A 15,404-nucleotide genomic window follows, 5' to 3' on the forward strand; every position below is an offset into this window, starting at 1 on the left:
CCGCCGGTGCGCCCGGTGCGCGCCGGGCGCTCGCCGCGACCCCGGGCCTGCTGGTCGGCGGCCCGGGAGGCCTTCCCGCCGGCGGCCTCGCCCGCGCCGGCGGCGCCGCGCCCGCGGGAGGAGTTCGCCGTGCGGCCCCGCACGATGCCGATGAGCTCCTCGACGAGCGGGTCGCCGTCGCGCGCGCCGAGCCAGGCCAGCGCCGCCTGCGACGCGGGCGCCCCGGACAGGGGCCGGTACGTGAGGTCCTTGCGGTGGTGCAGCCGCGCGAGGGACTGCGGGACGACGAGCACGCCCACCCCCGACGCGACGAGCGCCACGGCCTCCTCCGTCGTCGCCGGCGTCGGCAGCGCGGACGCCTCGCCGGGCGGGTCGTCCCAGCCGAGCACGTCGTCCGCCGGGGTGAGCAGGGTCTCCTCCGCCAGGTCCTCGGGCGTCAGCTCGTCCAGCGCCGTGAGCAGGTGGTCCCTCGGCAGCACGACCACGGTGGTCTCGACGTACAGCGGGATCGCCGACAGCACGTCCCGGTCGACGGGGAGGCGCAGCAGCGCGGCGTCCGCCCCGCCGGCGACGAGGGTCGGCCCCGCGTCGGCGGCCGGGCCGTGCACGAGCTCGAGCCGCACGTCGGGCAGGCGCTCGCGCCACGTCCGCACCCACGACGCGGGCACGACGCCCGGCACCAGCAGCAGGCGGAAGCGCCCTGCGGCGGCGGGGTCGGCGGTGGGGTCGGCGTCGGCGGCCGGGGGGACGGGCATCGCGGTCAGCGTAGTCGCGCGGCGGGGCAGGGCCGCGGGGTGCCGCCGGGTGCCGCGGGGTGCCGGCCCGGTGCGGGCCCGTGCCGGCCGGGGTCGCCCGGGGGCGCCCGGTGCCGGCCGGGGGCCGGGGTCCGTATCCTGGACCGGTGACCTCCGAGGACCGCCCGGCCGCTCCGGCCCGCCGCACGCGCACGCCGCAGACCATGAAGCCCGCCACCGCGGCGGCGAAGCTCGGCGTGTACCTGCCGGCCACCCCCGAGGAGTTCCGCTCCGGGCCCGTGTCCCGCGCGCAGCTCGACGAGCTGCAGCGCACGCCCCCGCCGTGGCTGCAGGAGCTGCGGCGCACCGGCCCGCACCCGCGCGCCGTCGTGGCGGCCCGCCTGCGCATCTCGACCTCCGGCCTGGCGCGCGCCGGCCTGACGGACCCGCTGACCACCGAGCAGATCGACGCGATCATCGAGGAGAGCCCGGAGTGGCTGCACCGCGAGCGCGCCACGCAGCAGGAGGTCAAGCGCGAGGAGCAGCGCCTGCGGGAGCGGGACGCCGCGCGCGCCGCGACCCCCGGCACCGAGCGCTCCTGAGCTGAGCCCGGCACGGGGGCGCACCCGCCCCCGACCCGACGCACGACGCGTGCGCCGGGCGCTCCGGCATGCCCGCCGACGGACGGACCTTGTCTTCTGAGGTGCACCTAACTTAGGTTTGGCTCACCTTCACCATAGGAGACGCCCGACCATGCCCCAGCCCCGCACGCCCGGCCGTGCCCGCCGCGCCGCAGGACGCGCACGCACCGCGCTCGTGCTGGTCACGGCCCTGGTCGGCGCCCTCCTCGCGGGGTGCGCGGCGCCGGCGGGCACGGCCACGCACGCCCCGGCCGCCGCCGGTGACCGTCCGGCGCTGGGCGAGCTCACGCCCCTGGAGGACCCGCGGTCCTGGGTCGGCGAGCAGACGGCGGTGAGCGCCGCGACCCCGGTCGACCCCGTCGCGCAGGACCCGCAGCCGGCGCTCCCCGTCACGGTCACGGACGCGCAGGGCACCGAGGTCACGGTGACCGACACCAGCCGGGTGCTCGCCCTCGACCTGTACGGCTCGACGTCGCGGATCCTGTTCGAGCTGGGGCTCGGGGGCAGCGTCGTCGGGCGGGACGCGTCCTCGGACTTCCCGGAGGCCGCGGGCCTGCCCCTCGTGACGCGGGACGGCCACGACCTCAACGGCGAGGCGATCCTGGACCTCGCGCCGACGCTCATCATCACCGACACGACGCTCGGCCCCTGGGACACGGTGCTCCAGATGCGGGACGCCGGGATCCCGGTGGTCGTCGTCGACCCCCGGCGCGACCTGGAGACGGTGGACGACCTCATCACGTCCGTCGCCGCGGCCGTCGGGCTGCCGCAGGAGGGGGAGGCCCTCGCCGCGCGCACCCGGGCGGAGGTCGACGCGGTGGTCGCCGACATCGAGCGGCTCGCGCCCGACGACCCCGCGGACCGGCTGCGCGTCGCGTTCCTCTACCTGCGCGGGCAGGCCGGCGTGTACTACCTGTTCGGCGAGGGCTCCGGTGCGGACGCGCTCGTCACCGCCCTGGGGGCGGTGGACGTCGCCGCGGAGATCGGGTGGCAGGGCATGCGCCCCGTCACGGACGAGGCCCTGGTCGCCGCCGCGCCCGACCTCCTGCTGGTGATGACCGCCGGGCTCGAGTCGGTCGGGGGCGTCGACGGGCTGCTCGAGCAGCTCCCCGCCGTCGCCCAGACCCCCGCGGGGGAGCACCGGAGAGTCGTCGACATGGCGGACTCGCAGGTGCTGTCGTTCGGCCCGACGTCCGCGCAGACGCTCGACGCCCTGGCCCGCGCGTTCTACGCGCCCGACGCGTCGTGACGGCGGTGGGCACGCGGCCCGCGGCCACCGCGCGCGCGACCGGCCCGTCGGCCCCGCCGCCACCCGCTCGTCGGGGCCGGGTCGCGCTCCTGGCGGCGGGGCTCGCGGTCGCGCTGGCGGTGCTGGTGGTCGTCGCCGCGGGGACCGGGCAGCTGCGCATCCCGCCCGGTGAGGTGCTCGGCTCCGTGCTGCACCGGCTCGGCGTCGACGCCGGCCCGCTCCCGACGCACCCGAACGGCGACGCCGCCCTGTGGACCATCCGGTTCCCGCGGGTCGCGATGGCGGTGCTGGCCGGGGCCGCGCTCGCCACCGCCGGCGCCGTGATGCAGGGCGTGTTCGGCAACCCGCTGGCCGACCCCGGCGTCGTCGGGGTGTCCTCCGGGGCGGCGCTCGCGGCGTGCACCGGCATCGTCCTCGGGCTCGGGTTCCTCGGACCGTTCACGTCCGCCGCGCTGGCCTTCGCCGGCGGGCTCGTCGCGACGCTGGTCGTGTACCTGCTCGCGCGGTCCGGCGGGCGCACGGAGGTCGTGACGCTCGTGCTCACCGGCGTGGCGGTGAACGCCGTGTGCGGCGCGGGCATCGCGTTCCTCACGTTCCTGGCCGACACCCAGGCGCGCGAGCAGATCGTGTTCTGGCAGCTCGGCAGCCTCAACGGCACGCGCTGGCAGTACGTCGCCGTGGTCGCGCCGTTCGTGGCCGCGGGGCTCGCGGTCGCCCTGCTCGTGGCGCGCCGCCTGGACCTGCTCGCCCTCGGGGAGCGCGCGGCACGGCACGTCGGGGTGGACGTCGAGCGGCTGCGGGTCGTCAGCATCGTCGCCGTCGCGCTCCTGACGGCCGCAGCCGTCGCGTTCTGCGGGATCATCGCGTTCGTCGGCCTGGTCGTCCCGCACCTGGTGCGGATGGCCGTCGGGCCGGGGCACCGCGCGCTCGTGCCCCTCAGCGCGCTCGGCGGGGCGGTGCTGCTGCTCGCGGCCGACCTCGTCGCACGGACGGCCGTCGCCTCGGCGGACCTGCCGATCGGCATGCTGACCGCGCTGGTCGGCGGGCCGTTCTTCTTCTGGCTCATCCGCCGGACCCGGCGGCAGGCCGGAGGCTGGGCGTGACCGCCCGCGCGGGAGCCGGGCCCGCCGCCCCGGCGGCACCGGTCGCCCCCGTCGACCCTGCGCCGGCGGGCGGGGCCGCGGTGGCGGTGCGGCTCGACGCGGCGGGCTACGACGTCGACGGGGTCACGCTGCTCGACGCGGTGGACCTGGAGGTGCGCCGGCACGAGCTGCTCGCCGTCGTCGGGCCCAACGGCGCGGGCAAGTCCACCCTGCTCGGCCTGCTCGCGGGCGACCTGCGGCCCACGCGCGGCAGCGTCACGGACGACGGCGCGCCCGTCGCGTCCCTCCGCCCGGCCGAGCTCGCGAGGCGCCGCGCCGTGCTGCTCCAGGAGCACCGGCTCAGCTTCCCGTTCACGGTCGCGGACGTCGTGCGCATGGGGCGTGCGCCCTGGCGCGGGACGGCCGCCGAGGACGACGACGACCGGGTGGTCGCGGAGGCCGCCGCCGCCGGCGAGGTCGCACACCTGGGCGACCGCCGGTTCCCGACGCTCTCCGGCGGCGAGAGGGCCCGCACCGCCTACGCGCGCGCCCGGGCCCAGGCCACGCCGCTGCTGCTGCTCGACGAGCCGACCGCCGCCCTCGACATCCGGCACCAGGAGATGGTGCTGGCCCAGGCGCGGGACCTCGCGCGCCGCGGGCACGCCGTCGTGGCGGTGCTGCACGACCTCAGCCTCGCCGCCGCGTACGCCGACCGCGTGCTGCTGCTCGGCGACGGCCGCCCGCGGGCGCTCGGCACGCCCGCCGACGTGCTGCGGCCCGACCTGCTCGGCGACGTCTACCGGCACCCCGTCGAGGTGCTCGTCCACCCCCGCACCGGCGACCTCGTCGTGCTGCCCGACCGCACCGCCCCGGAGGACTCCCGATGACCCCGCCCCCGGCGCTCCGGCGCCTGACCGTCGCCGCGGCGCTCGCGTGCGTGACCGCGCTCGGCACCGCCGGCCCCGCGCTCGCGGCGTCGCAGGTCGACGTCGCGGGCCAGGACGGCGGGCCGGCCGTGCTCGACCCCGCCGCCGCGACGACCCTGCGGGTCTCGGGCACCGGGTTCCAGTCGGTCGCCGGCGGGTTCGGCGGCCTGTACGTGCTGTTCGGCTGGGTCGACCCTGCCGCCGGTGACGGCTGGCGTCCCAGCGCGGGCGGGGCGTCGGGCGTCCAGTACCGCTACGCCGTCGACGCGCAGAGCCAGGAGAACGCCGGGCACCAGCGCTTCGTCGCGTTCCCCGGGTCGCAGACGTCGGCCGAGGCCAACGGCGGCGAGCTCGCCGAGGACGGCACCTGGGCGACCGAGCTGACCGTCCCCGGGGCGGTGCTCGAGACGCTCGACGCGGACGGCGGGACCGTCGAGGTGGACTGCCGCGAGGTGACGTGCGGCGTGATCACGATCGGGGCGCACGGCGTCGCGAACGCGACGAACGAGACGTTCACGCCGGTGCCGTTCGCCGGGCCCGGTGCGGTGGCCGACCCGGCGGCGACGCGGACCGCGGCCCCGACGCCCGGCCCGGGGGCGACCGCCGACCCGACCACCGACGCGAGCGCCGACCCGAGCCCCGCCCCGAGCTCCGGCGCCGTCGCGGCACCCGAGCAGCGCGACCCCGGGGTGGTGGCGTGGCCGGCCGTCGCAGGGGGGCTCGCCGCCCTGGCCGCGGTCGCGCTCGTGGTCCTGCGGCGGCGGCGCGTGCCCGGGCGGACGGCCACCGACGACGACGGCGACGGCGCCGCACCCGACCAGCACTGACAGGGGAGGACCGCGACCCACCCGGGACGCGGCCCGACGAGAGCCCGGGCGACCGGGCCGGAGAGGGAGACGATGCACCGAGGAACGAGGACCCGCGCGTGGCGCGTGGTCACCAGCGCGGTCGTCGCGCTGGTCGTGGGGGCGGGCACGACGCTCGCCGCCGGAGCGGCCGGGGCCGCGGAGCCCGACGACGCCGGGGCCGGTGCGCCCAGCTGCGTCGGCGTCGCCGGCGCGACGTTCACCTGGGGGGTGAAGGAGTCCTTCCGGACGTACATCACCGGCCCGATCGCGCAGGGGACGGTCACCCCGGCCGACGTCACCGGGACGGGGCCGTGGACGTGGTCCGGCGGCACGGGCGAGATCGGCGAGGACGGCCTCGCGGCGGCGTCGTGGGGGAGCGGCTCGGTGCGCTTCGAGGGGCACGACGGCGCGCTCGACCTGACGTTCTCGGCGCCGGAGGTCACGGTCACGGGCGCCACGACGGCGACCCTGACCACGACCGTCGACCCCGGGACGGCCGAGCCGTCGCGGGTGGAGCTCGCGACGCTCGACCTCGCGGGGGGCACGTCCTCGACGGACCCGACGCAGGTCGCCTGGTCCGGGGTGCCCGCCACGCTGACGGAGGCCGGCGCGGTCGCGTTCGCCGGGTTCTACGGCGCGGGGACGGCGCTCGACCCGGTGACGTTCATGCTGCCCGCCGGCGCCGCGCTCGACGGGTGCGGGACTCCCCCGGTCGACCCGGAGCCGGAGCCGGAGCCCGAGCCCGAGCCGGAGCCCGAGCCCGCCACGCCGACGCTGCGGGTGTCGCAGACCGAGGGGCTCGACCCCGACGGCGCGACGATCACCGTCACCGGCGAGGGCTACGACACCAGCGCCCTGGGCACCCACCCGCCCGTGCTGAACCAGCCCGCCGGTGTGTACGCGCAGATCGGCTGGCTCGCCGAGTCGTGGCGGCCGTCGGAGGGCGCGCCGTCCTCCGCGCGGAGCAACGCCTACACCCGGTGGGTGCAGGGCGTGAACGACACCCCGCCGTACCTGCGGTGGACCGTGCAGCCCGACGGCACGGCGGACTTCACGTGGACGGTCGAGGTGGACCGGGCGACGCTCGAGGACAAGCGCCTCGAGGGCGGCACGCTCGCGGTGTTCACCGTCGGGGCCTCCGTCGCGCAGGCCGCGAACGAGCAGTCCGTGGCGATCGCCTTCGCCGGGACCGGCGGCGGTGACACGGGCGGCGGCGACACCGGCGGTGGTGACACCGGTGGTGGCGACACGGGTGGCGGTGACACCGGTGGCGGGACGCCGGCGCCCTCCTGCGTGGCCGTCAGCGACGCCACCCTCGACTGGGGCGTCCGCGAGTCCTTCCGCACCTACATCACCGGCCCGGTCGCCGGCGGCAGCGTGTCGGCCACCGGGGTGACCGGCACCGGCCCGTGGACCTGGTCCGCCGGCACCGGGCAGGTCGACGAGCACGGGCTGGCGACGGCCGCCTGGTCCGGCGGCGTGCGGTTCGTGGGGCACGGCGGCGAGCTCGACCTGACGTTCGCCAGCCCGGAGGTCCGCGTCACCGGCGCCGACGCGGCGGAGCTGCGGGTGACCGTCACCACCCCGGAGGGCTCGCAGCGGGTCCGCCTGGCGACGCTCGACCTGGCCGCAGGCACGGCGGGCTCCGACGCCTCCCGCCTCGCGTGGACGGGCGTGCCCGCCACGCTGACCGCCGCGGGCAGCGAGGCGTTCGCCGGGTTCTACCCGGCCGGCGCCGCGCTCGACCCGGTGTCCTTCACGCTCCCGCTGGGCGCCGCGACGTCCTGCGGCACCCCTAGCGTGCCGACCACGCCGACGGTCCCGGTCACGCCGGTGACCCCGACGGTCCCCGCCACGCCGGTGCGCGAGGTCCAGGGCCTGTCCGCCGCCGGCTCGGTCGTCGCCGGCGGGTCCGTCACGGTGACCGCGAACGGCTTCGGTGCGGGCGAGGCGGGCATCCGCCTCGAGCTGCACTCCGACCCGGTGCTCCTCGCGGGCGGCCTGGTGGCGGACGCCGCCGGGTCGGTCACGGTCACGGCGACCATCCCCGCCTCGACGCCGGCCGGGCCGCACACGCTCGTCCTCGTCGGGGCCGGGCAGACGCTGGAGTTCCCGATCACGGTCGAGGCCGCGGCGCCGGTGTGCGTCGCGCGGGCCGTCTCCGGCGCCACGCTGACGTGGGGCGTGCGCGAGTCGTTCCGCAGCTACGTCACCGGCCCGATCGCCCAGGGCTCGGTCACCGCGGACGGCGTCTCCGGCACCGGTCCGTGGACGTGGTCCGGCGGGACCGGCCGCTACAACGCGGACGCCGGTCTGGGCGCCGCCTCGTGGTCCGGGGGCGTGCACTTCACGGGGCACGGCGGGCAGCTCGACCTGACGTTCTCCGACCCGCAGGTGCGGCTCACCGGCGCCACGTCCGCCACGCTGACGCTCACCGTCGCGGGGCCGTCGGGGTCGTCCCGCGTCGCGGTCGCCACGCTCGACCTCGGGGCCGGCACCGCGTCCCGCGGGGCCACGCAGGTGGCCTGGTCCGGCGTGCCCGCCACGCTGACCGCGGCCGGCGCGGGCGTGTTCGAGGGGTTCTACCAGGCGGGAGAGGCGCTCGACCCGGTGGCCTTCACGCTGCCGCTCGGGGCGGAGGTCGAGTGCGACGCGACCTCCGGCAGCCTCGCCACCACGGGCGCCGAACCCGGTGACGCGGTCGGCTACGCCGTGGCGCTGCTGCTGTTCGGCGGCCTGCTGACGGCGGCGGTCCACCGCGGTCGTCGCCGGGCCTACGGCCTGACGGCCTGACGGCTCGCGGGGGTGGGGCGGCGCGCGCCGCCCCACCCCCACGTCCCACCCCGCACCCCGCCGCCGACGCCGCGCCGGACGGTGTCGCGCACGGCGCCGCCGCGTGGCACCGTGTGCGGCGCACCCCCTGTCCGTGCCGTCCCCGAGGACCACCGCATGACCTCCCCGCACCCGGGCCCCGCCACCGACCGGCCCGGTCACCGTCCCGCCGGCCGCCCCGGACCCTCCGGCGGCCCCGCGGGCGGGCACCCCCGCCCCGGTCGCGACGCCGGTGGGCCTCCCGCCGGCCGCGCAGGCGGCCACCCGGGCGGCCATCCCGGCGGACAACACCCGGGCTCGCGCCCCTCCGGTCCGCCTGTCGAGCGGCCCGCCGGCGCCCCGGCCACCCCCGACGCCCCGCGCGCGGTGGTGCTCGTGCCGGCCCTGCTGACCTGGGTGGCCGCCGCCGCCACGACAGCGGCCTACCTCGCGCTCGGCGCCGTGCTGGACGCGGCGCGCACGGGCGACGGCGTGCCCGGCTCCGCCGTGGCGGTGCTCGTGGCCGCGGTCGTCGTCCTCGCGGTGGCAGCGTTCGCCGGCCCGCGGACCAGCCTCGCCGCGGTGGGCCCGCGGGAGTCGGTGCGGCGGGACGTGCTGCTCGACCAGGCGCTGCGGCTCGGGGTCGCGTTCCGCACGCAGGAGCGCTCCGGCCGCTTCGTGTCCACCGCCACCGACGGCGTCGAGCGGGCCGCCTCCTACGAGGTGACGTTCCGCTACCCGATCATCGCGTCGATGACGGTCCCGGTGGTCGCGCTGCTGCTGCTCGGGACGGCCGTCGACTGGGTGGTCGCGGGGTGGCTCGCGCTCGCGCTGCCGGCGATCCCGCTGGTGGTGGGCGGCTTCCAGCGCGCGTTCCGCGGGGTCTCCGTGCAGTACCGGATGACCGCGCGCCGGTTCGCGGGGCAGTTCCTCGACGCGATCCAGGGGCTGCCGACGTCGACCGCCTTCAACCGCGCCGCGGCGAAGGGCGCGGAGCTCGCGCGCTCCGCCGAGCAGCTCCGCCGGATGGTGATGCGCCTGCTGACGCGCAACCAGCTGGTGCTGCTGGTCATCGACTCGTCGTTCTCGCTGGTGATGGTGACGGCCGCCGCGGCGCTGGCGGTGCTGCGGCTGCGGGACGGCGCGATCACGCCCGGGCAGGCCGTCGCCGTGGTGCTCGTGTCCACGGTGCTGCTGGAGCCGCTCGACCGCGTCGGCCAGTTCTTCTACGTCGGGCTCGGCGGGCGCGCCGCGGTGCGCGAGATCGAGTCCGTGCTGGACCAGGTGCCGTCGGCGCTCGACGCGCCGGGGGTGCAGGAGCCGACCGGGTGGGCGACGCCCGCCGCCGCGGGGTCCGCGGCGGCCCCGCCCGTCGCGGAGGCCCTCGCTCTCGAGCACGTCTCGTTCGCGTACCCGGGCGGGGCGCCGGTCCTGGACGACGTGTCGTTCACCGTCCCGCGGGGCGCGCGCGTCGCGCTCATCGGCCCGTCCGGGTCGGGCAAGAGCACGGTGGCGGCGCTGCTGCAGGGGCACCTGCGCCCCGGCGGCGGGGTGGTCCGGGTGGGCGGGCACGACGCGACCGCCGTGCCGCTCGCCTGGGTGCGCGCCCAGACCGCCGTGGTCGCGCAGTCGACGTACCTGTTCACCGGGACGCTCGCCGACAACCTGCGGCTCGCCGACGCGGACGCCGACGACGCCGCGCTCTGGCACGCGCTCGAGCAGGCGAACCTCGCCGACGAGGTGCGGCGGTTCCCGGACGGGCTCGCGACCCGGGTCGGGGAGCGGGGGCTGTCGCTGTCCGGCGGCCAGGCGCAGCGGCTCGCGGTGGCGCGCGCCCTGCTCAAGGACGCCCCCGTGCTGCTGCTCGACGAGCCGACCAGCCAGGTGGACGCCGCCTCGGAGTCCGCCCTGGTGGAGGCGCTCGACCGCGCCGGCGAGGGGCGCACCGTGCTGGTCGTCGCGCACCGGCTGAGCACGGTCCGCGGCGCGGACGAGGTGCTGGTGCTCGCCGAGGGGCGGGTGGTCGAGCAGGGACCGCCGGACCGGCTCGGCGGCATCGACTCGTACTACGCCCGCGCGATGGACCTGTCCGGCCTCGCCGGGACGCCCGGCACCCCCGGCGCCGCCGCCACGGAGGTGACCCGGTGAGCGCCGTGCTCGACCCCGCCCCGGCCCCCGCGTCCGCCCCGCTGTCCCGGGCGGCGATCTCCCGCCGGCTGGTCCGGTTCGGCCGCCCGGTGCTGCCGCCGCTCGTGGCGTCGCTGGTCTGCCGGGTGGTCGGCCAGCTGCTCGGCATCGCCCTGCTCGCCGTCGCGGCGGCCGGGGCCGCCCGCGTGGCGGACGACCCCGCAGCGCCGCTCGCCCCGACGGTGTGGACGCTCGTCGCGCTGTCGCTGCTCAAGGGCGTGCTCCGCTACCTGGAGCAGCTGACCGGCCACGCCGTGGCGTTCCGCGCGCTCGCGATGCTGCGCGTCGACTTCTACGACCGGCTCGCGCCGCAGGCTCCCGCCGGCGTCCTGTCGCGCCGCACCGGCGACCTGGTCAACCGCGCGACCAAGGACGTCGACCGCGTCGAGGTGTTCTTCGCGCACACGCTCGTGCCCGCGGTGAGCGCGGTCGTCGTGCCGGTGGTCGTCCTGGTGGTGCTGGCCGTCCGGTACGACCCGGTGCTCGCGCTCGTGCTGCTGCCGTTCCTCGTGCTCGTCGGCGCGGTCGTCCCGGCGTGGGGGCGCGAGCCCAGCGCGGTCGCGGCGACCCGGGTGCGGGCCGCGCGGGGGCGGATCGCCCAGCTCGTCACCGAGTCGCTCCAGGGCGTCCGCGAGGTGCTGGCGTTCGGGGCGGAGACGCGGCGCCGGGCCCAGGCGCGCGCGCTCGCGGACGACGTCGCGCTGGGCCTCGACGGGCTGGCGGCCTGGACGGCCCGCCGACGCGCGGCGAACGCGGTGCTGCTGGTCGCGGCCGTCGCGACCGTGGCGCTCGTCGGCGCGACGCGCGTGTCCTCCGGCGCGCTGGGCTGGGCGGACTACGCCGTCGCGGTCGTGCTGGCGCTCGCGGTCTTCACCCCGGTGCTCGCCGTCGAGGACGTCGCGCCGGACCTCGAGCAGGCGTTCGCCGCCGCGCGCCGCATCTGGCGGGTCACCGACGCGCCGCCGGCCACCACCTCGCCCGAGCACCCCGTGCCGCTGCCGGACGGACCGCTCGACGTGCGGTTCGAGGGCGTGACGTTCACCTACCCCGCGCCCGAGGACGACGACGCCGGCGGTGCCCCCCAGGGGCCGCGGCGCCGGGTGCTGGACGGCCTGGACCTGCACGTGGCCGCCGGCGCCACGACGGCAGTCGTCGGGTCGTCGGGCTCCGGCAAGTCGACGCTGGTGAACCTGCTGACCCGGGCGTGGGACCCGGACGAGGGCCGGGTGCTGCTGGGCGGGGTCGACGTGCGGGACGTCGCGCTCGAGGACCTGCGCCGGCACGTCGCCGTCGTCGGGCAGAGCACCTACCTGTTCAACGACACGCTGGCGGCCAACCTCCGGCTCGCGGCACCCGACGCCACGGACGCGCAGCTCGAGGACGCGTGCCGCCGCGCGGCGCTGCACGACGCGGTCGTCGCGATGCCCGACGGCTACGCCACCCGGGTCGGCGAGATGGGCGAGCGGCTGTCCGGCGGGCAGCGCCAGCGCGTGGCGATCGCCCGCGCGCTGCTGCTCGACGCTCCCGTGCTGGTGCTGGACGAGGCGACCAGCCAGCTCGACGTGGCCACGGAGGCGGAGATCCAGGACGCGCTCGCCGAGGCGGCCCGGGGCCGCACCGTGCTCGTGATCGCGCACCGCCCGGGGGCCGTCCGCACCGCGGACCGCGTCGTCCACCTGGGGAGGCCCGGCACCTGAGTCCGGCCGGGGCGGCGCTCAGGACGTGCGCGTCGCGACCACGTCCCGCGGGGTCCGCCCGGCCGCGAGGGCCCGTCGCTCGAACCGCGTGACCGGGCGGTGCTCCGGCCGCGGGGCGTACCCGCCGTGCTCGTTGGTCAGGCCCGGGTCGGCCGCGACGACGTCCAGCATCTGCTCCGCGTACGGCTCCCAGTCGGTGGCGCAGTGCAGCACGCCCCCGATCGCCAGCCGGCTCCGCAGCAGCGCGACGTGCTCGGGCGCGACGATCCGGCGCTTGTGGTGCCGGGCCTTCGGCCACGGGTCGGGGAAGAACACGTGCACCGCGGCGAGCGACCCGGGCGCGACGACCCGGCGCACCAGGTCGAGAGCGTCGCCGTGCGCCACCCGGACGTTGGTGAGGCCCTGCTCCTCCAGCAGCACGAGCAGGTTCGCGACCCCGGGCAGGTGCACCTCGACGGCGAGGTAGTCGCGGTCGGGGTCGGCGGCCGCCATCGCGGCGGTCGCGTCGCCCATGCCGGAGCCGATCTCCAGGACCAGCGGCGCGGTGCGGCCGAACAGCGCGGGGGCGTCGAGGGTGCCGGCGGCCGTCGTGGGCGGCAACCCGAGCGCCGGGTCGTGCACGGAGACGCCGTACCGGGGCCAGAGCCGCTCGAGCGCGTCCGCGCGCCGCTCCCCGAGCGTCGCCCGGCGGGGGTGGAACGTGCGCACGGGCTGCCCGGCGACCTTCTTCGCCTGCCGGAACGCGTCGGCCGCCCGGCCGGTGTCGGGCGGCCCGGCGGAGGACGGGTGATCGGTCGGCACGGCGTCGAGGGTAGCCGCGCCCGCCGGACGTGGCGTCCCGCGCGTCGGCGGCCCTCACGCGGCGGGCGCGCTGGGCTCCTCGTCGGTCGACATGAGCCAGAACCGTTCCCCGAACGGTCCCGTGACCCCGGCGAGCCGCCCGTACGTCGTGTCCGAGGCCGGGGACACGACGGCGCCGCCGAGCCGCACGGCCCGCTCGGTCGCCGCGTCCGTGTCCGTCACGGCGAAGTAAACCTCCCAGGACGCGGCGTCGGCGCCGCCCCCGATGCCGCCGACCGGCCGGCCGTCGACCTCGACGGTCGCGTAGTCGAACCCGGGCGCGCTCATGTCGGTGACCCCGTACCCGAACACCGCCCGGTAGAACGCGCGGGCCTCGGCGGGGCGCGCCGACAGGTGCTCGTTCCAGATCATCGCGCCGGGCTCGTTCACGACGGTCGCCCCGAGGGTCCGGCCGGCCTGCCAGAGCGCGACGGTCGCGCCCGCGGGGTCCGTCAGCACCGCCATCGAGCCGAAGTCCATGACCGGCGCCACCGGCACCTGCACCCGGGCGCCCGCCGCCACGGCCCGCTCCTGGGTGGCGGCGGCGTCCGCCGTCGCGAGGAAGGTCAGCCACGCGACGGGCTCGTCCTCGCCGCCCGGCATGACGCCGCCCAGCGCCGCCGCGGGCCGTCCGCCCACGAGGCCCTGGCTGTAGAAGCCCGTCTCGGCCGGGCCGACGTCGAACGTCCACCCGAGCAGGTCGCCGTAGAACTGGCGCCCCGCCTCGAGGTCGGGGACCGTCAGCTGCGCCCAGCAGGGGGTGCCGTCCGCCCAGGGCCGCTCGTGCACGCTCATGTCGTCCTCCGCGAGGCTCGGGGGCGGCGCCGCGTCGCCCCGACGGGCCCATCGAAGCAGCCGGCACCCACACGCGCGAAGGGCGCCCCGGCAGCCCGGCGCGCCCTCCCGCGCCGCGGCCGCCGGGGCGCCCCCGCCGGACCCCCGTCAGGCGGCGGTCCGCCCGAGGCCGGCGAACTCCCAGCCGGCGCCGCGCCACCGCGCGGGGTCGAGCTTGCCGCGGGCGTCGATGACGCGCGGCGTCGCGGTGAGCCCGGCGAGGTGCTCGGCGTCGGCCTGCACGAACTGGTCCCACTCGGTGAGCACCAGCACGACGTCCGTGCCCTCGACGGCCTCGTCCACCGACGTGGCGTAGGACAGCGTCGGGAACGACCGTCGCGCGGTGTCCCCGGCCTCCGGGTCGTACACCGTGACCTGGGCGCCGCGCAGGTGCAGCGCCGCGGCGACGTTGAGGGCGGGGGAGTCCCGCACGTCGTCGGTGTGCGGCTTGAACGCCGCGCCCAGCACGCCGATCCGGCGGTTGAGGACGGAGCCGCCGCAGGCCTGCACGGTCATGTCGAGCACCCGCTCGCGCTGGCCCATGTTGATCTCGTCGACCTGCTGCAGCAGGGCGGACGCCCGGTACGCCCCGAGCTCGTTCGCCCGGTGCATGAGGGCGCGGATGTCCTTCGGCAGGCAGCCGCCGCCGAACCCGAGCCCGGCGTCGAGGAACTGGCGGCCGATGCGCACGTCGTGGCCGAGCGCGTCCGCCAGCACGGTGACGTCGGCCCCGGCCGCCTCGCACACCGAGGAGATCGCGTTGATGAACGAGATCTTGGTGGCGAGGAACGCGTTCGCGCTGACCTTCACGAGCTCCGCGGTCGGCAGGTCCGTGACGACGACGGGCGTTCCCTCGGCGATCGGCCCGGCGTAGACCTGCCGCAGCGTGGCCTCGGCCCGGGCGGACGGCCCGCCGAGCACGATGCGGTCCGGGTGCAGCGTGTCCTCCACGGCCTTGCCCTCGCGCAGGAACTCCGGGTTCCACACCAGCTCGGCCGGCATGCCGGCGGGGGCCTCCTCGGCCACGAGCGTGCGCAGCCGGGCGGCGGTGCCGACCGGGACGGTCGACTTGCCGACGATCAGGGCCGGGCGCGTGAGGTTGCGGGCGATCGTCGTGGCGGCGGACTCCACGTAGGACAGGTTCGCCGCGTGGCTGGTGCGCATCTGCGGGGTGCCGACGCAGATGAAGTGCACGTCGCCCCACGCCGCGGCGGCCGCCAGGTCGGTGGTGAACCGCAGGCGCCCGGTCGCGAGGTGCTTCTCCAGGAGCGGGTCGAGCCCGGGCTCGTAGAACGGCACCTTGCCGGCGGCCAGCGCCTCGACCTTGCCGGCGTCGGTGTCGGCGCCCAGCACCTCGAACCCGAGCTCGGCCATGGCGACCGCGTGGGTGGCGCCGAGGTACCCGGTGCCGAAGACGCTGATGCGCAGCGGGGCGTCACCGGCGGAGGGCTCGGGGAGCGCCTCGGTGTCGGCGGTGGCGGAGAGGGCGGCGGCGGAGAGGGCGGAGTCGTGCATGGCGGTGCTCCTCACGGTGGGGCGCGGCGGGCGGGTGCGG

At 78.0% G+C, this 15,404-nt stretch carries 12 protein-coding genes; 8 read left to right on the forward strand and 4 right to left on the reverse strand.

The genetic code is table 11. The features are described from left to right. The coding region (locus AAHH18_RS13985; RefSeq protein WP_343302030.1) for a LysR family substrate-binding domain-containing protein at positions 1 to 755 on the reverse strand (755 nt) is incomplete at its 3' end. A 203-nt stretch (positions 756 to 958) separates the two neighbouring features. Here AAHH18_RS13985 and AAHH18_RS13990 point away from each other — a divergent pair. From AAHH18_RS13990 to cydC, 8 genes are all read left to right on the forward strand, one after another. Beyond that, the gene (locus AAHH18_RS13990; RefSeq protein ID WP_343302052.1) at positions 959 to 1,336 is read left to right on the forward strand and encodes a DUF5997 family protein; all 378 of its coding nucleotides are present in this window, start codon (positions 959 to 961) and stop codon (positions 1,334 to 1,336) included. A gap of 151 nt (positions 1,337 to 1,487) precedes the next feature. Beyond that, positions 1,488 to 2,624 (forward strand): heme/hemin ABC transporter substrate-binding protein, encoded by a 1,137-nt coding sequence (locus tag AAHH18_RS13995; RefSeq protein WP_343302031.1) that lies wholly within the window; start codon positions 1,488 to 1,490, stop codon positions 2,622 to 2,624. Positions 2,625 to 2,629: 5 nt separating this feature from the next. Continuing rightward, positions 2,630 to 3,727 (forward strand): FecCD family ABC transporter permease, encoded by a 1,098-nt coding sequence (locus AAHH18_RS14000; protein WP_459349139.1) that lies wholly within the window; start codon positions 2,630 to 2,632, stop codon positions 3,725 to 3,727. An 80-nt stretch (positions 3,728 to 3,807) separates the two neighbouring features. After that, positions 3,808 to 4,593 (forward strand): heme ABC transporter ATP-binding protein, encoded by a 786-nt coding sequence (locus tag AAHH18_RS14005; RefSeq protein ID WP_459349141.1) that lies wholly within the window; start codon positions 3,808 to 3,810, stop codon positions 4,591 to 4,593. Beyond that, complete coding sequence (locus tag AAHH18_RS14010) at positions 4,590 to 5,459, forward strand: hypothetical protein (RefSeq protein WP_343302033.1); 870 nt, start codon at positions 4,590 to 4,592, stop codon at positions 5,457 to 5,459. Before AAHH18_RS14005 ends, AAHH18_RS14010 begins: the two co-directional genes overlap by 4 nt. Before the next feature lie 105 nt (positions 5,460 to 5,564). Further along, positions 5,565 to 8,273, forward strand: coding sequence for an HtaA domain-containing protein (locus AAHH18_RS14015; RefSeq protein ID WP_343302034.1), 2,709 nt, complete (start codon positions 5,565 to 5,567; stop codon positions 8,271 to 8,273). 414 nt (positions 8,274 to 8,687) lie between these two features. Beyond that, a complete protein-coding gene (locus tag AAHH18_RS14020) occupies positions 8,688 to 10,439 on the forward strand; it encodes an ABC transporter ATP-binding protein/permease (protein WP_343302035.1) in 1,752 nt (583 codons plus the stop codon). Continuing rightward, positions 10,436 to 12,175 carry a thiol reductant ABC exporter subunit CydC gene (gene cydC, locus AAHH18_RS14025; protein ID WP_343302036.1) on the forward strand — a complete coding sequence of 580 codons (1,740 nt, stop codon included), beginning with the start codon at positions 10,436 to 10,438 and terminating at the stop codon, positions 12,173 to 12,175. Before AAHH18_RS14020 ends, cydC begins: the two co-directional genes overlap by 4 nt. Positions 12,176 to 12,193: 18 nt before the next feature. On the opposite strand, the gene trmB is transcribed toward cydC, so the two are convergent. The 3 genes from trmB to AAHH18_RS14040 all read right to left on the reverse strand — a co-directional run bounded on the left by trmB (position 12,194) and on the right by AAHH18_RS14040 (position 15,364). Next, the gene (gene trmB, locus AAHH18_RS14030) at positions 12,194 to 12,976 is read right to left on the reverse strand and encodes a tRNA (guanosine(46)-N7)-methyltransferase TrmB (protein ID WP_343302037.1); all 783 of its coding nucleotides are present in this window, start codon (positions 12,974 to 12,976) and stop codon (positions 12,194 to 12,196) included. Positions 12,977 to 13,030: 54 nt separating this feature from the next. After that, positions 13,031 to 13,810, reverse strand: a complete 780-nt coding sequence (locus AAHH18_RS14035; protein WP_343302038.1) for a VOC family protein — start codon at positions 13,808 to 13,810, stop codon at positions 13,031 to 13,033. Positions 13,811 to 13,957: 147 nt separating this feature from the next. Continuing rightward, positions 13,958 to 15,364, reverse strand: coding sequence for a UDP-glucose dehydrogenase family protein (locus tag AAHH18_RS14040; protein WP_283319262.1), 1,407 nt, complete (start codon positions 15,362 to 15,364; stop codon positions 13,958 to 13,960). Positions 15,365 to 15,404 lie beyond the last annotated feature (40 nt).

It is taken from the genome of Cellulomonas olei, from assembly GCF_039548315.1.
Taxonomy (GTDB): Bacteria; Actinomycetota; Actinomycetes; order Actinomycetales; family Cellulomonadaceae; genus Cellulomonas.